The organism is Mycobacterium colombiense CECT 3035, assembly GCF_002105755.1.
GTDB classification, from domain to species: domain Bacteria; phylum Actinomycetota; class Actinomycetes; order Mycobacteriales; family Mycobacteriaceae; genus Mycobacterium; species Mycobacterium colombiense.
The window spans coordinates 503,146-522,688 of record NZ_CP020821.1 but is presented as its reverse complement, the minus strand read 5'-3'; the positions used below and the strand labels follow the sequence as shown (position 1 = coordinate 522,688).

Below are 19,543 nucleotides of genomic sequence, written 5' to 3'. Positions count from 1 at the left end.
TGGGCCATGAGTAACTGGATGCTGCGCGGATTGGTCTACGCCGCGGCGATGGTCGTCGTCCGATTGTTCCAAGGTGCACTGATCAACGCGTGGCAGACGCAGGCCACCCTGTTCAGCGTGACGCTGCTGCTGTTGTTCGTCATCGGTGTGGCCGTGTGGGGGGTTCTCGACGGCCGCCGCGACGCCATCGACAACCCGGATCCGGATCGTCGCGGCGACCTGGCGATGACATGGCTGCTGGCCGGGCTGGTGGCCGGTGTGCTCAGCGGGGCCGTCTCCTGGCTGATCGCGCTCGTCTACAACGGCCTGTACACCGGCGGGCTGCTCAACGAGGTGACGACGTTCGCGGCCTTCACCGCGCTGTGCGTCTTCCTGCCCGGCATCATCGGCGTGACCATCGGGCGCTGGCGGGTGGACCGCAATCCCCCGCCGCGCCGGCCGGGCACCGACGAGGACCGGGCCGACACCGACGTGTTCTCCGCGGTGCGCGCCGACGACGCCCCCACCGGGGAGATCCCGGCGCAGACGTCCGGCGCCCAGGCCGAGGCGCGGACCGCGGCGGTCGCCACGGCCGAGCGCGAGGCGCCCACCGACTCGGTGGCCACCACCGAATCACCGACCGAAACGATCGCCAAGCCCGAGGACGACCCGAAGACCGAGGTGATCCGCACCGGCGACGAGCACACCAAGCCGGGCACCGAACACGACAAGGGCTAGCCGCCGGCGCCGGGCTCCCCGGCCAGATAGCGCAGCGCGAGCAGATAGCCCTGCACCCCCAGCCCGACGATCACTCCGGTCGCGACCGGGCTGAGGTAGGAGTGTCGCCGGAACTCTTCGCGCGCATGGACATTGGAGATGTGCACCTCGATCAGGGGCGCACTCAGCTCCGCGCACGCGTCGCGCAGCGCCACCGACGTATGGGTCAGGCCGCCGGCGTTGAGGATCACCGGCTCGCCGGCGTCGGCCGCGGAATGAATCCAGTCCAGCAATTCGGCTTCGCTGTCGCTTTGCCGCACAACGGCTTTGAGGCCGAGCGCGTCGGCTTCCCGCTCGATCAGCGCCGCCATCTGGCCATGGGTCGTGTCGCCGTACACGTCCGGCTCGCGCCGGCCCAGCCGGCCCAGATTGGGTCCGTTGATGACGTTCACCGTCGTGGTCATGACGCCTCCGCGAGTCCGGCATAGGCCGCCGCCAGCAGCGACGGGTCGGGGCCGGCCATCCGGCCCGGCTTGCCCAGGCCGTCGAGGACCACGAAACGCAACACCCCGGCCCGTGACTTCTTGTCTCCCGCCATGTATTCCAGCAACTGCGGCAGCGCGTCGGCGTCGTAGCTGACCGGCAGGCCGAGCGCGGACAGGATGGTGCGGTGCCGCCGGGCGGTGGCGTCGTCGAGGCGGCCGGCCAGCCGGGCCAGCTCGGCGGCGAAGACCAGCCCCACCGACACCGCGGCGCCGTGCCGCCATTGGTAGCGCTCGCGACGCTCGATGGCGTGCCCCAGAGTGTGACCGTAGTTCAGGATTTCGCGCAGCTCCGACTCTTTCTCGTCGGCGGCCACCACTTCCGCCTTGACGGCGATCGCGCGGCGGATCAGCTCGGCCAGCACGTCACCCGACGGGTCGACGGCGGCCTGCGGGTCCGCCTCGATGAGGTCCAGGATCACCGGATCCGCGATGAATCCCGCCTTGACGATTTCGGCCATCCCGGCCACAAGTTCGTTGTGCGGCAACGTCTGCAGCGTGTCGAGGTCGACCAGGACGGCGTGCGGCTGATGAAACGACCCGACCAGGTTCTTGCCCGCGTCGGTGTTGATCCCGGTCTTGCCGCCGACGGCCGCGTCGACCATGCCGAGCAGCGTGGTCGGCACATGCACGATGTCGACGCCGCGCAGCCAGGTGGCCGCCGCGAATCCGGCGACGTCGGTGGCCGCGCCGCCGCCGAGGCTTATCAGCGCGTCCTTGCGCCCAATCCCGATGCGGCCCAACACTTCCCACAGGAAGCCCACCACCGGGAGGTCCTTGCCCTCCTCGGCGTCCGGGATTTCGATGCGGTGCGCGTCAACGCCCTTGTCCGCCAACCGGCTTCGGATCACCTCGGCGGTCTCGGTCAGCACCGGTTGATGGACGATGGCCACCTTGTGCCGGCCGCCGAGCAGTTCGTCCAGCTCACCCAGCAGGCGGGTGCCGACGATCACCGGGTAGGGGGGGTCGACGGCCACCTCGATGGTGACCGGATCGCCGTTGCGGGTCATGTGGCCGCCCCGGCGGGAGCCTGCAACCGCGAGACGATGTAGCGGACCACCGCTCCGGGGTTGCGCCGGTTGGTGTCGACGCGGATGGTGGCCGCGCGCCGGTACAGCGGGCTGCGCTCGGCCAGCAGCGCGCGGTACTTGTCGGCGCGGTCGGGGCCGGCCAGCAGCGGGCGCACGGCGTTGCCGCCGGTGCGGCGCACGCCCTCGCTGGCGCTGATCTCCAGATAGATGACGGTGTGACCGGCGAGCGCCTCGCGCACCCCCGGGCTGGTCACGGCGCCGCCGCCGAGCGACACCACGCCGTCGTGGCCGGCCAGCGCGGCGCGCACCACGTCCTCCTCGATGCGGCGGAATTCCGGCTCGCCGTCGGTGGCGAAGATGTCGGCGATGCGGCGCCCGGTCTGCTGCTCGATGGCCACATCGGTGTCCAGGAAGTCGACGCCGAGGGCCTTGGCCAGCCGCCGGCCGATGGTGGACTTGCCCGACCCCGGCAGACCCACCAGGACGGCCTTGGGAGCCATTACGCGGTACCCCGGGCGGCCGGCGCCTCCCGCTCGGCGACCGCCTGCCGGTAGGACTCCAGGTTGCGGCGGGTTTCGGCCAGCGAGTCGCCGCCGAACTTCTGCAGCGCGGCCCGCGCCAGCACCAGCGCCACCATGGCCTCGACCACCACGCCGGCGGCGGGCACCGCGCACACGTCCGAGCGCTGGTGGATCGCGACGGCCTCGTCGCCGGTCGCCATGTCGACCGTGGCCAGCGCCCGCGGGACCGTGGAGATGGGCTTCATCGCGGCACGCACCCGCAGCGGCTGGCCGTTGGTCATGCCGCCCTCCAGGCCGCCCGCGCGGTTCGTCGAGCGGACCACGCCGTCGGGCCCGGGGTACATCTCGTCGTGGGCGCGGCTGCCGCGGCGGCGTGCGGTCTCGAAGCCGTCGCCGATCTCGACGCCCTTGATGGCCTGGATGCCCATGACGGCGGCCGCGAGCTGGCTGTCCAGCCTGTTGTCCCCGCTGGTGAACGAGCCCAGCCCGACGGGCAGGCCGAGGACCACCACCTCGACGACGCCGCCGAGCGTGTCGCCGTCCTTCTTGGCGGCCTCGATCTCGGTGATCATCGCCTCCTCGGCGGCCTTGTCGAAGGCGCGCACCGGGCTGGCGTCGATCGAGGGCAGGTCGGCCGGGCCGGGCGGCGGGCCGTCGTAGGGCGCCGACGGCCCGATCGAGATGACGTGCGAGAGCACCTCGACGCCGAGCGCCTGGCGCAGGAACGCGCGGGCGATGGTGGCGGCCGCCACGCGCGCCGCGGTCTCGCGGGCGCTGGCCCGCTCCAGCACCGGCCGGGCGTCGTCGAAGCCGTACTTGAGCATGCCCGCGTAGTCGGCGTGGCCCGGCCGCGGCCGGGTCAGCGGCGCGTTGCGCGCGCTGTCCGCCAGCTCGCCCGGGTCGACCGGGTCCGCGGCCATCACGGTCTCCCACTTCGGCCATTCGGTATTGCCGATCTCGACGGCGATGGGCCCGCCCAGGGTGACGCCGTGCCGCACCCCGGACAGCACGCTCACCGCGTCCCGCTCGAACGCCATCCGGGCGCCGCGGCCGTAACCGAGACGACGACGGGCCAGCTGTTCGGCGATGTCGAGGGAGGTGACCTCCACACCGGCGACCATGCCTTCGAGCACGGCCACCAGCGCGCGGCCGTGCGACTCCCCAGCAGTGATCCAACGCAACACGGGTCCCATCTTCCCATGTCGACTTCCGAAAAGCCGATTCGCGCAGCCCGCGGCGGTAGTGGGGTGCGGCCACTATCCGGAGGCGGACAGCGCCAGATGCGCCAACCGGCGGCCCGGGGCGGCGTCCACGAGCGCGCGGGTGTACTCCGCGGCCGGCGCCGCGAACACCGCCGCGGTGTCCCCGCGTTCCACCACCCGTCCCGCCCGCAGCACCACGACGCGATGCGACACCCGCCGGACGACCGACAGGTCATGGGAGATGAACAGATACGTCAGGCCCAGCTCCTCCTGCAGCCGCTGCAGCAGGCCGATGATCTGTTCCTGCGTCACGACATCCAGCGCCGACAGCGGTTCATCGAGCAGCACGATCTGCGGTCGCACCACCAGCGCGCGGGCGATCGCGACGCGTTGGCATTCACCGCCGGACAGCTCGGCGGGCCGCCGGTCGAGCTTGTCCAGGCTCAGCCCGACGCCGGCCATCGCCTCCGAGATACGCAGCGCCCGCCGACCCCTGTCGGCCAGCCCGTAGGAGCGCAGCGGGCTCTCCAGGATCTGACGGACGGTCCATCGGGGGTCGAGCGCCGAACCGGGGTTCTGATAAACGAACTGGATGTCCTGCCAGTGCTCGCGCCGTCCCCGCGCCGACAGCGAGGCGATGTCGCGGCCCAGCACAGAAACCGTCCCCCGGCTGGGCTTGAGCAGGCCGACGATCATCTTCGCGGTCGTCGACTTGCCCGACCCGGACTCCCCCACCAAGGCCAGCGTCTCGCCGCGCCGGACGGTGAAGGTCAGGTCCGCCACGGCGGTGTGCGTGTCCCGGGCGCCGACCCGGAACTCCTTGGCGACGGCGGCGACCTCGATGACGTCTTCGGAACCGGCGTGCGCGACGTCCGGCTGCTGTGCCCCGAGCCGACGGATCAGGTGCGCGGCGTACTCGGTGCGCGGCGCCGCGACGATCGCGTCGGCCGCGGCATCTTCCACGACGGCGCCGTCGCGCATCACCACGATGCGCGACGCATGATCGGTGGCCACCCCGATGTCGTGGGTGATGAAGACGACGGTGGTGCCGTGCTCGGCGACCAGCCGGTCGAACACGGCCAAGACGTGGCGCTGGACGGTCACATCGAGGGCGGACGTCGGCTCGTCGGCGATCAGCAGCTCGGGATTGAGACCGAACGCGATCGCCAGGAGCACGCGCTGACGCATCCCCCCGGACAGCTCACCGGGATACTGCTTCAGCCGTTGCGCGGCGCGGTCGATTTCGACCCGGTCCAACAGGTCGACGCAGCGCTGCCGGATCTGGCGCCGGGAGAGCCTCTCCCCTTTCAGGGTGAAGACCTCGGCGAGCTGAGATCCGATGGTGCGCACCGGGTTCAGCGACGTACCGGGATCCTGCGGAACCAATCCGACGGTGCTGCCCCGCAGCCCGCACCACTGGCGCTCACTGAGGCCGAGCGCGTGGCGGCCACCGATGGCCAGCGACCCCGCGGTGATCGTCGCGGCCGGCGGTAGCAGCCCGAGCACCGCGTTCGCCAAAGTGGTTTTGCCCGAACCGGATTCGCCGACCACGGCGACGAATTCTCCCGCTGCCACCGCCAGATCGAGGTGGTCGAGGGCCACCTTGGGCGGATCCCCCGGGTAGGTCACGGTGAGGCCGGACACGTCGAGCAGCGGTGGGGCCACGGTGTGTTCCTTCCGTTCAGATCCGGTTGGACGTCAGCGCCCGGCGGCTCACCACACCGAGCGCCAGGATCACCAGCAGGACGACGGCGCCGGGCAGCGTGGTGAGCCACCACGCGGTCGCCAGGTAGCGGCGGCCCTCGGCGACCAGCAGCCCCCACTCCGGTGTCGGCGGCGGGGCGCTGTAGCCGAGATAACCCAACGCCGAGATCAACAAGATCGCGCTGCTGAGATCGATGACGGTCAGGGCGATAACGACCCCCGCCGCGTTGGGGACGATGTGGCGGCGGATCACCGACCAGCGGGTCTCCCCGGACAGGAAGGCCGCCTCGACATAGTCCAGCGCCCGAACGCGTAGCACCTCGGCGCGAAACACCCGGGCGAAGACCGCGATCGAACCGATGCCCACACCGATGCCAACCGACAGCGGGCCCGGACCGTAGGCGGTGACGATCCATACGGACACCAGAAAACCCGGCAGCGCCAGCAGCACATCGGCAAATCGCATGCCGACCGCGTCGACGACCGGCCCGGATACGCCGGCGAGGACGCCGACGACGCTGCCGATCAGCAGTCCCACCGCCACCGCCAGCCCGGCCGTCGCGATGGTGTGCGAAGTCCCGTAGATGACCCGCGTCAGCACATCGCGGCCCAGATGGTCGGTGCCGAACCAGTGCGCCGAGCTGGGCGGCTGAAACTTGTCAACGGACTTTCCCTTCAACGGGTTTCGGCCGGTAAACAGCCCGGGAGCGACCGCCCATGCGGCGACCAGGATCAGTAAGGCCGCGGACAGCCGCACCGACCAGGACGCCGAACGCCGCTCGCGGCGGGCGGGTGCCGCGACCGCGCTCAACCGAACCTGCCCAGCCGGGTGGTGAAGCCGCGGCGCTGCAGCTTGGTGACGCGCGGATCCAGCAGCGGATAGATCAAGTCGACCACGAGATTCGCCGCGACGATGACCACCGCCGTCAGCAGCACCAGGCCTTGGATCAGCGAGATGTCCTGGTTGGAAACCGCCTGCAGCAGGACGGCACCCAAACCGGAACGAGAGAACACGGTTTCGGTGACCACCGAGCCACCCAGTAACGCACCCACCGTCGTCGCGGTCACGGTCAGCGCCGGCGCGGCGGCGTTCTTCAGCACGTGCTTGCGGATCACCCACCCGGGTGTGCCGCCCTTGGCGCGCGCGGTGTTGATGTGCGGAAGCGCCAGTGTGGCATCGATGTTCTTGCCCAGCACCTGCGCGATCGGCGCCGAGATGGGCACCGCGAGCACCAGCGCCGCGACCACGAGCGAGGTCACAGATCCGTCCGGAAACAGCGATATCAGCCCGAGCTGCACCGAAAAAACCTGCAGTACAACCAATCCCAGCCAGAACGTCGGAATGGCGCCGAACAGCGGCGGAATCGCGCGCACCAACGACCGCACCGGCGCGCACGTGGTCGCCAGCACCGTGATAACGGCAGCGAACAGCAGCGCGAACACGGTTGCCGTGGCCGCCAACTTCACCGTCTCGCCGATCACCCCGCCGATGCGATCGGTGACGGACTGACCGCTGGACAGCGAAAAGCCGAAATGCCCGTGCAGCACCTGATTCAGCTGCGAGAAGTACTGCACCCACAACGGCCGGTCATAGCCGTAGAACGCCCTGACCTGGGTCACGATGTCGGGGTTGAAATAGCCCTCGCCCTTGGCCACGAAGATTGCCGCGGGATCGGTCGGCAGGATGCTGACCCCCCAAAAGACGACCGTGAAGGCCACCAGCAGCACGATCGCCGACTGGCCGACCCGGGTGGCGATGTAGGTGACCATCGGCTCAGGCCTTCCACGCGCTCTGCAGCAACGGCTCGGTGTAGCGGGTGAACTCCACGTGGACATTCGGCGCGGCGGCGTGAACCTGCACCTCGTCCCAGAGCACCAACGCCAGCTGGTCGTCGATGATCTTGCGCTGTTCGCGAGCGACGATGTCTTTGAGCCGGGCCGGATCGGTCTCCTTGAGCTCTTCCTCCGATAGCGCGATCAGATCGTCGTTCTTGGCGAATGTCAGGTTGCTCTTCGGGCGGCCGAACAGCAGGCCCAGGCCGATGTTGTATTGAATTCGGGTGCCGAACAGCGGAGTCGACTGTTGGCTGCTGGAGGCGTTGAAGAACGTCGTATCACCCGCCCGGTTCTGCAGGACGACGCCCAGTTCTCGCCACTGCGATTCGATGAACTCGAACGCCGGGCGGAACACCACACTCTGGTTGGACGCCGCCAGCGTCAAATTCAGCTTCTTACCGTTTTTTTCGCGCACACCGTCGCTGCCGGGTCGCCATCCGGCCGCATCGAGCAGGCTGGCCGCCCGCTCCGGTTCGTATCCGATGTCGGCGCTCACGTTGGCGAACAGTGGGTCGTCGTGGCCGAGAACGGAATCACTTGCCCGATAACTGTCCGACAGCACCGTATCCACCACCGCTTGGCGGTCGATGCCCAACTGCAGCGCCCGGCGCACCCGCACGTCGTTGACGACCTGGTCGTTGATCCTGAACCCGACCAGGTTCGCGGTCTCGGCGGGTGCTGCAACCGAGATCACCTGCAGTCCACCCTGTTTGAGCGCGGGTTCGTCGGTCGGCTGGATCCCGCGGGCCACGTCCACCTGATGCGACTGGACCGCACCCGCACGCAGGCCCGGTTCGGCGATCACCCGGAAGACGACCTTGTCCAGATAGGCGGCCCCCCGGTTCGGCCACGACGACGGCGCCCACGCGTAATCCGGGCGCTTCGTGAGCACCACCTGTTGGTCGGGAATCTGCGATTGGTAAACGAACGGCCCTGAGCCGACGACATTTTCGATCTTGGCCTGGCGCTGGTAATCGAGGGCCAGCGTCGACGGCGCGCGGATCCCCGCGCGGCTGTAGGACAAAACCTTGTAGAAGTTGGTATTGGGCCGGTTGAGGAACACGGTCACGACGTTTCCGCTGACCTCGCTGTGGTCGTAGCCCACGAAATCGGCGAAGGCCGGCATCTTCTTGCCCGGGTCGCCCTTGCCGAGCTGGTCGAAGTTCGCCTTCACCACCTCGGCGGTCAGCGGTGTCCGGTCACTGAATGTCACCCGGTCGCGGATCGTGAAGGTGTACCGGGTGGCGTTCTGGTTGCGCGAGAAGGCTTCTGCCAGCCACCCGTGCACCGTGTCGGTCTTCGGGTCGACGTACACCACCCGGTCGAGCACCTGGAACATCAGGTTGTTCGCGCTGTAGTTGGCCGCCATGGTGTCGGTGACGAACTGGACATCGGAGTAGGTCAACGTGCCACCGCGCACCGGCGCCCCGGTGGGCCCGGTGCTGGGAGCGTGCCGGTGGCTCGAACACCCCGCCACCACGAGGGAGAAGACCACGCCCAGCATCGCCGCGCGCGTCGCTGCCTTCGACATCCGGGCCGCGTCAGAAGAAACTGGTGTCGGGCAGCGCCGTGCCGTTGACGGCGATGTCGCCCAGCACCCGCGCCTTGTAGATCGTCGGGTTGTGCGAGAACAGCGTTCGCAGGTTTCGCCAGTGCCGGTCCAGCAGCGCCGAGGCCTGAACGGCCGACGCACCCCCGGCGTCGAAAACGCGGGACGCCGCCCGCAGCGCGGGCTCCTGGATCGCAACCTTGACCCGCGCGGCGGCGATCGACGCCGCGGCTTCCAATTCGGGATCGATCCCGGTGCCGCGCGCGGCCTCCAGCGCGGGTGCGAGGTCGGCCGCCGCGCTGCGCACCAGCGCTTGCGCGGAGTAGGCGACCGCGTCGATCTCGCCGACGATCTGCAGCAACTGCGGGTCGGCGGTCGGCGTGTCGGTGCTGGCAAAGGTGTAGGTGCGGCGCCGCCCACGCACCAGCGCCGCAGCATCCGCCGTCAGGCTGCGCAGGATGCCGGCGGCCACCGCATGCAGGTACAGCTGCACCAGCGCACCCCGGGCGCGGTTCACCCCGATGGTGGCGCCCAGCGGGAAGACTTCATCGGCCGCGACCGAGACATCATTGAAGACCGTTGTCCCGCTTCCGGTTTGACGCTGGCCGATGCCGTCCCAATCGTCGAGGTGCTCGACGCCGGCCCGGTCCACCGGAATCACAACGGCGGTCGGGGCGCCGTCATCGTCCTGCGCGGTGATCCGCAGGTAGTCGGAGAACTGCGCGCCGGTGCTGTAGAACTTCCTGCCGCGCAACCGCAACCCGTCCTCGGTGGCCACCAACCGCGTGTCGCGGTTGGTGCCGCCCACGGACTTCTGGCTCTGTTCGGCGTTGGCGCCCCCGATCAATCCGCCCTCGGCCACCACGGCGATCCAGCGGTCGCTGCCGACGCGTCCGGGCTTGACCTGGAGCTCCTCGACCAGCGCGTAATGGATCCGCAAAATGTGCGCCAGGTCGGGGTCGGCGGCGGCCAGCGTGACGAGAAAGTCGAAGAACTCCGGCACCGTGAAGCCGGCACCGCCGAGTTCGCGGGCCAATCGCACCGCGCCCAGCCGATGGTCGCGAATGAGTTTGAGCCCACGCAGCGGCGGTTCGGTTCCCCCGTCGGCCAACCGCAGGCGATAGTCCGCGGCGATCTCGGCGAGCGCGTCGCCGATCACCTGCGGGCCTGCGGGTGTGTCGTGGCGGTGAACTCCAACGGACATGTGTGACAAAGCCTTCCGGATGGGTCCGTGCCGCGGCGATCCACGGCAGCCAGCCCCAAAACCTATGCGCCGCCCACTATGCCGACAACGGTTTATAGCGTCACAATTTTTAAGTGGAATGGCGTGTGGTCAGCCATCTTCGAGTCGGCGTTGCACGCGCCGGTTGCGTCGCGCGTGCCCGCACGTAACGTCGTGACTCATGCCTGTCACGCTGTCCGTCGGGATCGAGGTCGCCGGCGACGGGATCGGCGACCAGCCGCCCGTGCGGGGCGTCGCCGGGCTGGCGCATCGCCTGGAATCCGCCGGTGTGCACTACTGGGTGATCGGCGCCGACCGCAACGAACCGCTCGGTGCCTCCGCCCTGGACGCGTCGCTGATCGCCACCGTCGCGGCCCGGCACAGCACCAGGCTGGGCCTGGTCGTGGCCGCGTCCGCGCATCGCGACCACCCCTACAACCTCGCCCGCCGGTTGCTGTCGGTCGAGCACGCCGCGCCAGGGCGCGTCGGCTGGTTCGCCCTCGATGCAGACCGGCGCATCGGGCTCAACGCGGTTGCCGACACCTGGACCGGCGCCGCCCTCGGCCCGGCGCACACCGCGGCGGCGATCGAGGCGGTGCGAACGCTGTGGCGCACATGGCCCCATGCATCGCTGGTGGGTGACAGCGAGGCCGGCGTTTTCGCCGACGCCGCACAGATTCGGCGGGCCGACGTGCGAGGCACCTATCGCATCGCCGGGCCGTTGAACGTGCCCGGTTCGCCGCACGGCGACCCGCCGGTGTGGCAGCAGGCCGGTGCCCCCACTGCGCACCCGGACGTGGTCGTCGTCGAGGACGGCGAGCCTGTCCCGGACGGCGCCGTCATCCGCGTGCGGTCGGTCGATCACGCGGCGCTGGATCGGGTGGCGGCCACGCCGGGCGTCCGCGGCGTGCTGTTGCGGGTGCCACCGGACTCCCTGACAGCGGTGCTCGACGACGTGGTCGCCGCGGCGCAACGACGGGGTGTTGTGGCCACACCCCGCGCCGGCACACTGCGACAGCAGCTTCGGCTACCCGCGCCCGCCGTCCCCGACCTGTCGGCACACCGCCGCGCCTTTGACGGCGCCCCGAATGCGGGAGCCCGCCTGTGAGCAGCCACGAGCGCCGGCTGACGCTCAACGTCAACGTGTTGAACCTGGGCATTCACACCGCATCGTGGCGCCGGTCGACCGAGGCGCCCGCCGCGTTCACCGATCCCGGGTACTACGTGCGAATGGCCGAGATCGCCGAACGCGGAACCCTGGACGCGCTGTTCCTGGCCGACGGGCCCGCCTTGCGCGATCACCCGGCTCTGCGCCCGTCACAGGCCCTGGAGCCGAGCGTGATCCTGGCCGCTGTCGCGGCAGAGACGGAGCATCTCGGGCTCATCGGAACGTTGTCCACGACATTCAACGACCCGGTGGAGCTGGCGCACCGGTTGCTCAGCCTCGATCACCTCTCCAGTGGGCGCCTCGGCTGGAACGTCGTCACCACGTATTCCGAGGCGGCCGGCGGCAACTTCGGTCTCGCCGACCTGCCCGACCGGCAGACCCGATACCGGCGCGCCGCGGAGTTCGTCGACGTGGTGCTGGCCTTGTGGCGCGACGCCGCGGCCGGAGGGGGCGGCATCGACCACCGCGGCGAATTCTTCGGCGTCACCGGGTCGTTGCCGCAGGGCCCCTCCCCGCAACGGCATCCGCTGCTGGTGCAGGCCGGCGGGTCGCCGCAGGGCCGGGACCTGGCCGGCCGGGTCGCGGATGCGGTGTTCAGCGCGGAACTCGACCTGGACGCCGGTATCGAGCACTACCGCCACGTCAAGGACGCCGCCGTGGCGCACGGTCGCGGCCGTGACGCGGTACGCATCCTGCCAGGACTGATCACCACCATCGGCAGCAGCCGCGCCGAAGCGCAGCGGCGCTACGACGAGCAGAACGAGCTCCTGCCCGCCGGCCACGACGTTGAGCGGTTGTCACAGACCCTCGGGGCGGATCTGTCGGGACTTCCGCTGGACGAGCCCATCCCCCCGCAGCTGCTGGGGGCCGTGCCGGACCCGTCGAAATTCGTTGGCTCGCTGGGTTTTCGGGAGTCGGTCGTGCGTCTGGTGACCGGCCGCGGGCTGACGCTGCGGGAGACCCTCCGCGAGTTCAGCGGCTCGGGCCACCGGGTGATCGTGGGGTCGCCGGTCGACGTGGCCGACACCATCGAGCGGTGGTTCCGAACCGGTGCCGCCGACGGCTTCAACCTGATGCCCGACGTCTTCCCCGACGGTCTGGAGGTGTTCGTCGACGAGGTGGTGCCGATTCTGCGGTCCCGCGGGCTCTTCCGCACCTCGTACACGGACAAGACGCTGCGCGAACGGCTCACCGGCGACCGGTACGTCGCCGCCGCGTGAACCCAAGAGAGAAGGTGCACCGTGCCCGCCGATAAGGGTCAATTTCTCTGGTACATACCGAATACCGTCGAGCCCGGCCATCGCGGCGACGACACCGTCGACGGCTGGGGAAGCCTGGACTATTCGGTCGATCTGGCGCTGCGCGCCGAGCAACACGGCTGGGAAGGCGCGCTGATCGGCACCGGCTGGGGACGGCCGGACACCTTCACCGTCGCGACCGCGATCGCCGCGCGCACCACCAACTTCGCCCCGCTGGTGGCGGTGCGGCCCGGGTATTGGCAGCCGGCGCATTTCGCCAGTGCGGCGGCGACCCTGGATCGGCTCAACGGCGGCCGGCTGCTGATCAACGTCGTCAGCGGCGCCGATGATCTGGCCGCGTACGGCGACACCGAAGTCGACAAGGGCCGCCGCTACGACCGCACCCGCGAATTCATCCGGCTGGTTCGCCGCCTGTGGAGCGAGGACGACGTCACCTTCCGGGGCGAGTTCTTCGGCGTCGAACACTCGACGCTGCAGCCGCGCCCGCTGGGTGCGGAAGACGGCCGCTACCCGAAGCTCTACTTCGGCGGCGCATCGGCGGCCGCCGAGCAGGTCGCCGCGACCGACGCCGACGTCCAGCTGTTCTGGGGCGAGTCGCTGGACGGCATCGCCGAGCGCATCGACCGGCTGAAGTCGTTGTCCCACAAGCTCGGTCGCGAGCACGCGCCGCTCGAGTTCGGCCTGCGGGTGACGACGCTGGTGCGCGACACCTCCGAGCAGGCCTGGCGCGACGCCGAGGCGAAGGTCGCCAAGCTGGCCGGCACGCCGACCATGCTGCTGCTGCACGACCCGGCCGGGTCCGAGGGCCAGCGGCGGCTCAACGACCTCGCCGGGCGCAGCGAGGTGGTCGATTCCTGCCTGTACACGACGCCGAGCAAGTACGGCGGGGAGGGCGCCGGGACCACCTGGCTGGTCGGCTCGGCCGCCGAAGTCGCCGCCGCGCTGCGCAAATACGCCGATCTCGGGGTCACCCATTTCGTGCTGTCGGACACCCCGTACCAGTCGGAGACGGTCAGGCTCGGCGACCAGCTGCTGCCGCTGCTGCGCCCCACCGCCGTCCCGCACTGAGGGCATCAGTACAGCGTCAGCCCCACCGCCGCCGCGCTGGCCAGACACATCGACGGGCCGTGCGGCACCGCGGCACCGGCGCGCCGGGCAGTCCGGACCAAACCGACCGCCGCGGTCAGCAGCGGCGCGCCCAGCGCCGCCAGGAACCACGCGCCGACCCCGAAGCAACCGGTCAACGCGCCCAGGCCCAGGGCCAGCTTGACGTCGCCGGCGCCCATTCCGTCCGGCGCGGCGCAGTGCACCACCAGGTAGATCGCGGTCAGCGCCGCGGTTCCGCCCAGCGCCGCGGGCCCGCGCCCGGCCAGCGTCGCGGCCGCCAGGATCGCCGCGGCCCCGGTCAGCGTCAGCGCGTTGGGCAGGCGGCGTTCGCGGATGTCGTAGCAACTCAACGCCGCCAGCCAGGCCAGCACCAGGCACGCGCACGCAATCCGCATGCGCGGCAGGCTATTGCGGCGCGGTCAGCGCGCAAGTCATCGCCTCGCGCGGGGCGGGCCGCCCGGTGAACTGTTCCACCTGCGCGAAAGCCTGGTGCAGCAGCATCTGCAGGCCGCTGACCACCCGCCCGCCGGCGGCGCCGACCGCGGCGGCCAGCGGCGTGGGCCACGGGTCGTAGACGGCGTCCAGCAGCACACCGATGCGTGCGAAGGTGCCGGCGTAGCGTTCGGCGATGTCCGCCGGAATGGTGCTGACCAGCACCTCCGCGCCCGCCACCTCATCGGCCAGCCCGTGCCCGTCCAGGTCGCAGAAGCGGGTCGGCACGCCCAGCTCGTCGCCCAGGCCCAGCAGGCGGGCCGCCTTATCGGGGTTGCGGGCCACCACGGTGATGCCGGCGACGCCCAACTGGGCCAGGCCGGCGACGGCGGCCGGCGCGGTGCCGCCCGATCCACAGACGAGCGCCCATCCCGAGGTCCGCTTTGTTGACGCGAGCGCCCCGGCGACCCCGTCGATGTCGGTGTTGTCGGCGCGCCACCCCGCCGGGGTGCGCACCAGCGTGTTGGCCGATCCCACCCGCTGCGCCCGGTCGGTGCGCTCGTCGGCGAATCGCAAAGCGGCGAACTTGCCGGGCATGGTCACCGACACCCCGACCCATTCGGGGCCCATGCCGCCGACCACGCCGGGCAGCTGCTCGGCGTCGCATTCGATGCGCTCGTACGTCCAGTCGGCCAGGCCCAGCGCGCGGTAGGCGGCCAGATGCAGCTGCGGGGACTTCGAGTGGGCGATCGGCTTGCCGAGCACGGCCGCCTTGCGGGGGCCCGGGCTAACGGGGCGTGCTGTCGAGGACACCGTTGCGCTTAGCCAGCTCGATGTTGGCCAGATGTTGTTGGTAGTCGCGGGTGAACAGCGTCGTGCCCTGGGCGTCGATGGTGACGAAGTACAGCCAGTCGCCGGGCTGCGGGTGCTCGGCGGCGTTGAGCGCGTCTGTGCCGGGCGAACAGATCGCGGTGGCCGGCAGGCCCTGCGACACGTAGGTGTTCCACGGCGTCTTCTGGGCCCGGTCGGCGTCGCTGGTGGCCACCTCGCGGCGGTCCAGCGGGTAGTTGACCGTCGAGTCGAACTCGAGCGTGTGGTGGGCGTGCAGGCGGTTGTAGATGACCTGCGCGACCTTGGCGAAGTCCTGGGAGTTGGATTCCTGCTGCACCAGCGACGCCACCACCAGGATGTCGTAGGGCGACAGGCCCATGGCCTGTGCGGTGTCCACCAGCCCGGACTTCACGTACTCCTCACCGCCGGCGCCGATCAGGGTGGCCAGGATGCTCTCCGGCGACGCGGACGGATCGATGTTGAAGGTGCCGGGCGCGATCAGGCCCTCGATCCGGCGGTGGTCCTTGCCGAGCTCACCGACGGGTTCGGTGGCCCATGGCGGCACCGCCAGCGCCAGCGGAGAGCTGTTGGTCGCCGCCGCGCGCAGATCCTCCGCCCGGACGCAGTGCGTGTCACCGTCGAGATCCACGCAGGTGGCGCGCGAGATCAGGGTCAGGATCCCCGGCGTCACCACGTTGGTCTTCATGTCGGTGGTGTCGTCGAGCTGGCGGCCCTCCGGGATGACCAGCCGGCCCACCCGGCTCTTCGGGTCGGTCAGCCGCGCGACGGCGTTGGCCGCCGGGATCTCGGTGCGCATCCGGTAGAAGCCGGGCTGGATCGAGTTGATGGCGCTGTTGCCGTGCGCGGCGTTGACGAACGCCCGCACCGTCTTGATGACCTGCTCTTTTTGCAGCGTCTCGCCGATGTTGGTGGTCGAGTCGCCGGCCTGCACCTGGATCACCAAGTCCCGCTTGCCGCCACCGCTGTAGTCGTCGCCGGGCCCGAACAGCGTGTGCCACAGCCTGCCGCCGAGGAAGACACCGGCGACCACCACCACGACGAGCACCGCGAGCGCGATCTTGCCGGCGAACCGCCGCCGACGGCCCCGCTCGGCCCGTTTCCGGGAGACGCGGCTCGACCTGCGCCGCGACGGCGCACCCACCGCCTCGGGCTCGGCCCGTTCCCGCCGTGCGCTGTCAACCATCGCTGAGCTCCCCCGCCACCGCCGCGCGACGCTGATCCAGCCAACTCTGCAGGATGGCCACCGCCGCCGCCTGATCGATCACCGCACGCTGTTCCTTGGCCCGCACACCCGCCGCGCGCAGCGAACGCTGCGCGGCCACCGTGGTCAGTCGCTCGTCGGCCAGCCGCACCGGAACGGGCGGCACTCGGCGGGCCAGCACTTCCGCCAGCGCGTCGGCCACCTCGATCGCGTCGATCGCCGACGGGCCGGTGCGATCGGCCAGCGTGCGCGGCAGCCCGACGACGACCTCGACGGCCTCGTATTCGGCGGCCAGCGCGGCCAGCCGCCGCAGGTGTTTGCCGCCGCGGTCGCGGCGCACGGTCTCGACCGGGGTGGCCAGGATCGCGTCGGGGTCGCTGCAGGCCACGCCGATGCGGACGCTGCCCACGTCGATGCCGAGCCGTCGTCCCCGCCCGGGGTCCTGGTGGGGATCGCCGGGCCGGTCAGGCGAGCGGTGCTGTGTCAAGGCCACTCAATCGACCCGCGCTATCACGGCGATCTCGGACCGGACCGCGTCCAGCGCTGCGTCGATGCCGCTCGGATCCTTGCCGGAACCCTGCGCCAGGTCCGCCTTGCCGCCGCCGCGGCCGTCGACAGTCGCGGCGAGCTGCTTGACCAGGTCGTTGGCCCGAAGGCCGAGGTCTTGGGCGGCCGGGTTGGCGGCGACGGCGTAGGGCACGGACCCGCTTTCACCCTCGGCGATCAGCGCGACCACCGCGGGATCGCTGCCCAGCTTGCCGCGAATGTCACCGACCAGGGAGCGCAGATCGGCCGCCGTCATTCCGCCGGACATCCGTTGCGCCACGACCCGGACGTTACCGATGCGCTCCGCGCCTGCCGCGGCGTTGGTGGCGGCGGCCCGCGCGCCGGCCAGCCGCGCGCGTTCGAGTTCCTTCTCCGCCGCCTTGAGCCGCTCCACCAGGTTGGCCACCCGGGCGGGCACCTCGTCGGAGGGCACCTTCAGCGACGACGCCAGGCCCGCCATCAGCGCGCGTTCCTTGGCCAGGTGCCGGAACGACTCCAGCCCGACGTAGGCCTCCACCCGGCGCACCCCGGAACCGACCGAGGATTCGCCCAGGATGGTCACCGGCCCGATCTGCGCCGAGTTGTGCACGTGGGTCCCGCCGCAGAGCTCCAGCGAGAACGGGCCGCCGATCTCGACCACCCGGACCACGTCGGGGTAGGCCTCGCCGAACATCGCCATCGCGCCCATCGCCTTGGCCTTCTCCAGCTGCTCGGTGAAGGTGTGCACCTCGAAGTCGGCCTGCACGGCCTGGTTGGTCACCTCTTCGACCTGGGTGCGCTGCTCTTCGGACAGCGGACCCTGCCAGTTGAAGTCGAACCGCAGGTATCCCGGGCGGTTCAACGACCCGGCCTGAACGGCGTTGGGCCCCAACACCTGTCGCAGCGCGGCGTGCACCATGTGGGTGCCCGAGTGCCCCTGGGTGGCGCCCCGGCGCCACTGCGGGTCGACGGCCGCGACGACCGTGTCGCCCTCCACGAATTCACCCGATTCGACGTTGACCCGGTGCACCCACAGGGTTTTGGCGATCTTCTGCACGTCGGTGACCGCGGCCCGCGCGCTCTGCCCGGCGCCCGTTCCGCTGATGGTGCCCTCGTCGGCGATCTGACCGCCGGCCTCGGCGTACAGCGGCGTGCGGTCCAGCACCAGCTCGACCCGGTCGGCCCCGTCGGTGCCGTGGGTGACCACCGGGACCCGCTTGCCATCCACGAAGATGCCGAGAATCTTTGCCTCGGAAGTCAATTCGTCGAAGCCGGTGAACTCGGTGGGCCCGGCGTCGACCAGCTCCCGGTAGGCGGTCAGGTCGGCGTGTGCGTGCTTGCGCGCGGCGGCGTCGGCCTTGGCGCGGCGGCGCTGCTCGGCCATCAGTTCCCGGAAGCCGATCTCGTCCACCTGCAGGCCGGCCTCGGACGCCATCTCCAGCGTGAGCTCGATGGGGAACCCGTAGGTGTCGTGCAGGGTGAAGGCATCCGAACCCGAGATCGCTTTCGCGCCAGAGGCTTTGGTGGTGCCAGCCACCTCGTCGAACAGCTTGGAACCCGCCGCCAGGGTGCGGTTGAACGCGGTCTCCTCGGCGACCGCGATGCGCCGGATCCGATCGAAGTCGGCGACCAGCTCCGGATACGACGGGCCCATCGCGTCGCGCACGGTGGCCATCAGATCGCCGACGATCGGCCCCTCGATGTCGAGCAGCCTGGCCGAGCGGATCACCCGGCGCAGCAGCCGGCGCAGCACATAGCCGCGGCCGTCGTTGCCGGGGGTGACGCCGTCGCCGATCAGGATCGCCGCGGTGCGGCTGTGGTCGGCGATGACCCGGTAGCGCACGTCGTCGTCGTGGTTGCCGGCGTCGTATCCGCGCGGCGCCCGCGCCGCCGCGGCGTCGATGACGGGCCGCAACAGGTCGGTCTCGTAGACGTTGTGCACGCCCTGCAGGATGAAGGCGACCCGCTCCACACCCATGCCGGTGTCAATGTTCTTGCGGGGCAACGGCCCCAGGATCTCGAAGTCGGCCTTGCCGGTGCCCTCGCCGCGTTCGTTCTGCATGAACACGAGATTCCAGATCTCGATGTAGCGGTCCTCGTTGGCGATCGGGCCGCCCTCGACGCCGAACTCGGGCCCGCGGTCGTAGTAGATCTCCGAGGACGGGCCGCACGGGCCGGGGATGCCCATGGACCAGTAGTTGTCCTCCATGCCGCGGCGCTGGATGCGATCCTCCGGCAGCCCGGCTATCTCCTGCCACAGCCGCACGGCCTCGTCGTCGTCGAAAAACACCGTCGTCCAGATGCGTTCGGGATCCAGGCCGTAACCGCCCTGCTCGACACCGTTGGTCAGCAGGGTCCAGGCCAGCTCGATGGCGCGCCGCTTGAAGTAGTCGCCGAACGAGAAGTTGCCGGCCATCTGAAAGAACGTGTTGTGCCGCGTGGTGATACCGACCTCGTCGATATCGGGGGTGCGGATGCACTTCTGAATGCTGGTGGCGGTCGAGTATTCGGGGGTGCGCGCGCCCAGGAAGTAGGGCACGAACTGGACCATGCCCGCGTTGACGAACAGCAGGTTGGGGTCGTCGAGGATCACCGATGCGCTCGGCACCTCGGTGTGGCCCGCCTTCACGAAATGATCAAGAAACCGCTTCCTGATCTCGTGTGTCTGCACTTTCGAGTCCGCTTCTTTCCGTTAC

General features: G+C 70.3%; 18 protein-coding genes. 4 read left to right on the top strand and 14 right to left on the bottom strand.

The annotated features are described in order from the left end of the window. The first annotated feature begins 6 nt into the window (after window positions 1–6). The gene (locus B9D87_RS02720; protein ID WP_174320962.1) at window positions 7–717 is read left to right on the top strand and encodes a B-4DMT family transporter; all 711 of its coding nucleotides are present in this window, start codon (window positions 7–9) and stop codon (window positions 715–717) included. Here the strand turns inward: B9D87_RS02720 and aroQ are convergent. The 9 genes from aroQ to B9D87_RS02675 all read right to left on the bottom strand — a co-directional run bounded on the left by aroQ (window position 714) and on the right by B9D87_RS02675 (window position 10,285). Further along, window positions 714–1,160 carry a type II 3-dehydroquinate dehydratase gene (aroQ, locus tag B9D87_RS02715; protein WP_007774412.1) on the bottom strand — a complete coding sequence of 149 codons (447 nt, stop codon included), beginning with the start codon at window positions 1,158–1,160 and terminating at the stop codon, window positions 714–716. The genes B9D87_RS02720 and aroQ overlap by 4 nt on opposite strands. Then, window positions 1,157–2,248, bottom strand: coding sequence for a 3-dehydroquinate synthase (gene aroB, locus B9D87_RS02710; protein WP_007774413.1), 1,092 nt, complete (start codon window positions 2,246–2,248; stop codon window positions 1,157–1,159). The genes aroQ and aroB overlap by 4 nt, the downstream gene beginning before the upstream one ends. Then, entirely contained in the window at window positions 2,245–2,769 is a 525-nt protein-coding gene (locus B9D87_RS02705; RefSeq protein WP_007774414.1) for a shikimate kinase, read from the bottom strand. The genes aroB and B9D87_RS02705 overlap by 4 nt, the downstream gene beginning before the upstream one ends. After that, the gene (gene aroC, locus B9D87_RS02700; RefSeq protein ID WP_007774415.1) at window positions 2,769–3,974 is read right to left on the bottom strand and encodes a chorismate synthase; all 1,206 of its coding nucleotides are present in this window, start codon (window positions 3,972–3,974) and stop codon (window positions 2,769–2,771) included. The genes B9D87_RS02705 and aroC overlap by 1 nt, the downstream gene beginning before the upstream one ends. Before the next feature lie 72 nt (window positions 3,975–4,046). Further along, complete coding sequence (locus B9D87_RS02695; RefSeq protein WP_007774416.1) at window positions 4,047–5,657, bottom strand: ABC transporter ATP-binding protein; 1,611 nt, start codon at window positions 5,655–5,657, stop codon at window positions 4,047–4,049. A 16-nt stretch (window positions 5,658–5,673) separates the two neighbouring features. Beyond that, window positions 5,674–6,507 carry an ABC transporter permease gene (locus B9D87_RS02690; RefSeq protein WP_007774417.1) on the bottom strand — a complete coding sequence of 278 codons (834 nt, stop codon included), beginning with the start codon at window positions 6,505–6,507 and terminating at the stop codon, window positions 5,674–5,676. Beyond that, a complete protein-coding gene (locus tag B9D87_RS02685) occupies window positions 6,504–7,466 on the bottom strand; it encodes an ABC transporter permease (protein WP_007774419.1) in 963 nt (320 codons plus the stop codon). The genes B9D87_RS02690 and B9D87_RS02685 overlap by 4 nt, the downstream gene beginning before the upstream one ends. A 4-nt stretch (window positions 7,467–7,470) precedes the next feature. Further along, complete coding sequence (locus B9D87_RS02680; protein WP_007774421.1) at window positions 7,471–9,063, bottom strand: ABC transporter substrate-binding protein; 1,593 nt, start codon at window positions 9,061–9,063, stop codon at window positions 7,471–7,473. A 10-nt stretch (window positions 9,064–9,073) separates the two neighbouring features. Beyond that, window positions 9,074–10,285, bottom strand: a complete 1,212-nt coding sequence (locus B9D87_RS02675; RefSeq protein WP_007774423.1) for an acyl-CoA dehydrogenase family protein — start codon at window positions 10,283–10,285, stop codon at window positions 9,074–9,076. 199 nt (window positions 10,286–10,484) lie between these two features. Here B9D87_RS02675 and B9D87_RS02670 point away from each other — a divergent pair, with 199 nt between their 5' ends. The 3 genes from B9D87_RS02670 to B9D87_RS02660 are packed head-to-tail and all read left to right on the top strand — an operon-like array spanning window position 10,485 to window position 13,798. Further along, window positions 10,485–11,411 (top strand): LLM class oxidoreductase, encoded by a 927-nt coding sequence (locus B9D87_RS02670; protein ID WP_007774425.1) that lies wholly within the window; start codon window positions 10,485–10,487, stop codon window positions 11,409–11,411. Between the two features lie 35 nt (window positions 11,412–11,446). Beyond that, window positions 11,447–12,691: an LLM class flavin-dependent oxidoreductase gene (locus B9D87_RS02665; RefSeq protein ID WP_040631645.1), complete on the top strand. Its 1,245-nt coding sequence runs from the start codon at window positions 11,447–11,449 to the stop codon at window positions 12,689–12,691. 21 nt (window positions 12,692–12,712) lie between these two features. Beyond that, window positions 12,713–13,798: an LLM class flavin-dependent oxidoreductase gene (locus tag B9D87_RS02660; RefSeq protein ID WP_007774427.1), complete on the top strand. Its 1,086-nt coding sequence runs from the start codon at window positions 12,713–12,715 to the stop codon at window positions 13,796–13,798. A gap of 5 nt (window positions 13,799–13,803) precedes the next feature. Here B9D87_RS02660 and B9D87_RS02655 read toward each other — a convergent pair whose 3' ends face one another. The 5 genes from B9D87_RS02655 to alaS are packed head-to-tail and all read right to left on the bottom strand — an operon-like array spanning window position 13,804 to window position 19,518. After that, window positions 13,804–14,232 (bottom strand): prepilin peptidase, encoded by a 429-nt coding sequence (locus tag B9D87_RS02655; RefSeq protein WP_040631378.1) that lies wholly within the window; start codon window positions 14,230–14,232, stop codon window positions 13,804–13,806. A gap of 10 nt (window positions 14,233–14,242) precedes the next feature. Continuing rightward, the gene (locus tag B9D87_RS02650; protein ID WP_040631381.1) at window positions 14,243–15,082 is read right to left on the bottom strand and encodes a shikimate dehydrogenase; all 840 of its coding nucleotides are present in this window, start codon (window positions 15,080–15,082) and stop codon (window positions 14,243–14,245) included. Further along, a complete protein-coding gene (gene mltG / locus B9D87_RS02645; protein ID WP_007774430.1) occupies window positions 15,057–16,304 on the bottom strand; it encodes an endolytic transglycosylase MltG in 1,248 nt (415 codons plus the stop codon). The genes B9D87_RS02650 and mltG overlap by 26 nt, the downstream gene beginning before the upstream one ends. Continuing rightward, the gene (gene ruvX, locus B9D87_RS02640) at window positions 16,297–16,815 is read right to left on the bottom strand and encodes a Holliday junction resolvase RuvX (protein ID WP_007774431.1); all 519 of its coding nucleotides are present in this window, start codon (window positions 16,813–16,815) and stop codon (window positions 16,297–16,299) included. The genes mltG and ruvX overlap by 8 nt, the downstream gene beginning before the upstream one ends. Beyond that, window positions 16,816–19,518 carry an alanine--tRNA ligase gene (alaS, locus tag B9D87_RS02635; protein WP_007774432.1) on the bottom strand — a complete coding sequence of 901 codons (2,703 nt, stop codon included), beginning with the start codon at window positions 19,516–19,518 and terminating at the stop codon, window positions 16,816–16,818. Window positions 19,519–19,543 lie beyond the last annotated feature (25 nt).

Coding starts and splice junctions, on each gene's coding strand:
- B9D87_RS02685 (WP_007774419.1), bottom strand. CDS start 7,466: ATGGTCACCTACATCGCCACCCGGGTCGGCCAGTCGGCGATCGTGCTG.
- B9D87_RS02675 (WP_007774423.1), bottom strand. CDS start 10,285: ATGTCCGTTGGAGTTCACCGCCACGACACACCCGCAGGCCCGCAGGTG.
- B9D87_RS02680 (WP_007774421.1), bottom strand. CDS start 9,063: ATGTCGAAGGCAGCGACGCGCGCGGCGATGCTGGGCGTGGTCTTCTCC.
- aroQ (WP_007774412.1), bottom strand. CDS start 1,160: ATGACCACGACGGTGAACGTCATCAACGGACCCAATCTGGGCCGGCTG.
- aroB (WP_007774413.1), bottom strand. CDS start 2,248: ATGACCCGCAACGGCGATCCGGTCACCATCGAGGTGGCCGTCGACCCC.
- B9D87_RS02705 (WP_007774414.1), bottom strand. CDS start 2,769: ATGGCTCCCAAGGCCGTCCTGGTGGGTCTGCCGGGGTCGGGCAAGTCC.
- B9D87_RS02655 (WP_040631378.1), bottom strand. CDS start 14,232: ATGCGGATTGCGTGCGCGTGCCTGGTGCTGGCCTGGCTGGCGGCGTTG.
- B9D87_RS02720 (WP_174320962.1), top strand. CDS start 7: ATGAGTAACTGGATGCTGCGCGGATTGGTCTACGCCGCGGCGATGGTC.
- mltG (WP_007774430.1), bottom strand. CDS start 16,304: ATGGTTGACAGCGCACGGCGGGAACGGGCCGAGCCCGAGGCGGTGGGT.
- B9D87_RS02670 (WP_007774425.1), top strand. CDS start 10,485: ATGCCTGTCACGCTGTCCGTCGGGATCGAGGTCGCCGGCGACGGGATC.